This window comes from Vibrio sp. 10N.261.52.A1, assembly GCF_002876325.1.
In the GTDB taxonomy this organism is placed as follows: Bacteria; Pseudomonadota; Gammaproteobacteria; order Enterobacterales; family Vibrionaceae; genus Vibrio; species Vibrio chagasii.
The window spans coordinates 1-3,278 of record NZ_MCYD01001206.1 but is presented as its reverse complement, the minus strand read 5'-3'; the positions used below and the strand labels follow the sequence as shown (position 1 = coordinate 3,278).

2 protein-coding genes are annotated in these 3,278 nt (G+C 44.3%); one reads left to right on the top strand and one right to left on the bottom strand.

Annotated elements, in window-relative coordinates; all coding sequences use genetic code 11:
* A partial coding sequence (locus tag BCT81_RS25600; RefSeq protein WP_241908278.1) for a hybrid sensor histidine kinase/response regulator occupies positions 1-1,755 on the top strand: 1,755 nt, incomplete at its 5' end.
* Between the two features lie 152 nt (positions 1,756-1,907).
* On the opposite strand, the gene cqsA is transcribed toward BCT81_RS25600, so the two are convergent.
* Complete coding sequence (cqsA, locus tag BCT81_RS25595; protein WP_102426287.1) at positions 1,908-3,089, bottom strand: alpha-hydroxyketone-type quorum-sensing autoinducer synthase; 1,182 nt, start codon at positions 3,087-3,089, stop codon at positions 1,908-1,910.
* Between the last annotated feature and the right edge of the window lie 189 nt (positions 3,090-3,278).

Genomic DNA, 3,278 nt, shown 5'->3' with positions numbered 1-3,278 from the left:
GTTTGGGTCATGTCTTTCATGTCGGCAATATTCCTTCATATTCTTTTGGTTCATGTCACAGGAGTGATGTTTGCACAAACCTTTGCCGGAATAGGGATTGCAACGTTTTGTGCTTGGGTGGCGCAAGGCTTCTATCTTGAGATAACCATGAACTGGACACATGTGCCTATTTTCTTGTTTATCTATCTATTCGGTAACCTGTTCTATTTCCGCAATCAGGTGGAACACGAGAACAAGGTGTCCCTAGCAAAGTCTTTTGGTGCGGGTATTGCACACGAAATGAGAAACCCTCTTAGTGGCTTGTTAACTTCTATTGATGTTATCCAATCGATACTACCAAACCCAAAGAGTGGTGACATCAAAGAGCCATATGCGCTGAGCGTCGAAGAGTTAAAACAGCTGCGTGACGTCGGTGATGAGGCCATGGAAATTATCCATTCAGGTAACGAGACCATCGATCTATTGTTGACGTCGATTGATGAGAATCGTGTATCTCGTTCAACCTTTAAAAAGCACTCCGCACAAGCGGTGATCGAATATTCAATCGACAGTTTTAATTACAAGCGCACGTCGGATAAATCAGCCATCTCTTTGGATGTACAAAGTGACTTTGAATTCTTGGGAAGTGACACTTTGTTGAAGTACGTGATGTACAACCTGTTCAAGAATGCGTTTCATCATCGTAGCCCGGAAGACTTTCATATTCATGTCACCATGAGTAGCGATGACGTTAGCAATCAAATTGTGGTGACGGACAACGGGGCTGGTATCTCAAGTGATGCAATACGTCATATTTTCCAAGACTTCTATACGACTGGTAAATCAGGTAATTATGGGTTAGGTCTACCATTCTGTCAGAAGGTGATGCGTTCATTTGGTGGTGAGATTAGATGCCAATCAGAGCTCGGCCAGTGGACTCAGTTTACGATGACGTTCCCGTCTTTAACGTCAAATTCAGTCAACGAGATTAAGAGTGAATTGAGAAAGTTAAAGTCGGTATTGATGGTGAGTGACCAAACTGTTCTGAATAAGAAAATGACGGAAATGTCTCGATTTATGGGATTTGATCTTACGACTTTGGATGTGGCGTCAGCACTTAAAAACAAAGAGTATCAGTTCGAATATGATTTAGTATTCGTCGACATGGAGAGTTTGGATTTGAGGGCAAGCAGCCTTGATAAGCTTGAGTCTTTGTTGTCATTTACAGAGGCGCGAATTGTTTATCTGTATGAGCATCATCCTGTTCACCGAGTTCGTAATGTGTCGTTTGAACCTATTTGGGTGGAGACACAAGTTTGGCTGCTGAACACCAAAGCAACGATTGACCGTTTACTGTTTGACTCGAATTACGTGATGCCTATGTTGGCCGCTAAGCCGATTGAAAATGCAAATAAGCGTACCATTATGGTCGTGGACGATAATGAATCTTTGCGTCGTTTTACGGCAATGTTACTGGAAAAGCAGGGTTTTGATGTCGTACAGAAAGAAGATGGTCAGCAAGCATTGGATGCGCTGGATTCAGACGATGTAGACTTGATCCTGATGGATATCGAAATGCCTATCATGGACGGTGTAGAAGCGTCTCGACTCATTAGAAGTGCGAATAAGCCTTACTCTTCGGTACCGATCATTGCACATACAGGAGACAGCTCGCCAGTCACGCTAGAGAAGATGGAGTCATCAGGAATGTCGGACTTTATTGTGAAACCAGCAGACAAGAACCGATTATTCGACAAGATTGCTCATTGGATATAGTGGTTCTAAACACAAGTGTGTTTGAGGTTTGAAGTAGACCGAGTCAATTTAATGAAGAGCTCAGCGATAGGCTGGGCTCTTTTAGTTTTGCGACATGATAGCGTCCATTCTGTCCTGCCGTTGGGTTGGTTATTAAATTGGTGTGTACAGCGTTATACGAACTCCAGCTCTGGATGATGATATGCCTGGTGACAAACCGTGAGCACATGATCGATATCTCTTGGTGTTATGTCTGCATTCACAGAGAAGCGGATGATGTTTTTGTTCTTGCCAGTCGCTGGGCGACAAAATACCGCACCGAACACATCTCGCTCCTCTAAGAAATCACGCACACGTTCAGTATTTCTCTCGCTACCACACTCTAAAGCGATGATCTGAGATTCACTGCGGATGTTAAAGCCAATCTGTTTAAGTCCCGTAGTGAGTGATTTAGCACGTTCGAATAAGACTTCGCGCTTATCGTCAGAACTTTTAATGACCGCCAAGGTTTTCTCTAAGCGAGCGACTTCTTGTGGCAATACGGTCGAGCTAAAAATCGCAGGATAGGCGACAAAGGGCAGTGTCTCAGACAATTGTTTGGGGCCTAAGATCGCGCCAGCACGGTATGCAAAAGTTTTGGCCAAGCTTACAGTAATGAAATCGACTTGGTTAGTGAGCCCAAGTGCTTCAACGAGGCCAGCACCTTTGGTGCCATGAGTCCCCAGAGAATGCGATTCATCAACCACGAGTGCACAATCAAACTCTTGCGCCATTTCGTAGATGTCGCGGAGTGGGGCAATCGTGCCAATGGTGCTATAGACCGAATCTACAACAATGACGCCAGAGCCATAGCGCTCAAGCTGCTTACGCAGATGGTTCATATTGTTATGCATGAACGGATGCGCGCTCGCACCTGCGGATCGAATACCTTCCCATAAAGACATGTGGGCAAAGAAATCAATATACACAGGAGTTTGTGGTGGGCAGATGGTTTGCAGTAAGCCGATGTTCGCCGCCCAGCCAGACTGAGACAGCAAGCAGCTTTCCATACCTACGTAGCTCGCGAGCTCATTTTCAAAGGCGGGTTTTGAATCCTCGTCTTGCAAAAAAATAGCTGACATGACGACATTGTCATCATGTTCACCAATCGCTTGCTGGTGGGCTTGTTGAATCTGTTTGTTGTGTGACAGCGCGAGGTAATCATTGCTTTGCATCACAACTGAGTTGCGCCTAGGACGTTTACCCAGAACTAAGTGTGTTTGGCTTTCGTTCTGGGTAATGAGATCTTCAATGTAATGGTTTAAGCGTTCTTCAATAAAGGAAGGTAGTGGTTTATTTTGGGTTTTATCACTCATAATAATTCTCTTCATATACAGTAAAACGCCAGCGCTGACGGGTGTATATTGACGACAAAAAATGAGGTGTCATTAGCTAAGTTGCATAAATGGGCATACCCTTGCAAACTCAGCATTTAAGGGTTTTAAGGTGAGTGGGTTTCCTTACGGTAACGGGCTTTAACCCAGTTTAAATCAGAATAATAAGTG

What these genes read in the sequence shown, in the direction of transcription:
- cqsA (WP_102426287.1), bottom strand. Translation starts at nt 3,089, where the DNA reads ATGAGTGATAAAACCCAAAATAAACCACTACCTTCCTTTATTGAAGAA.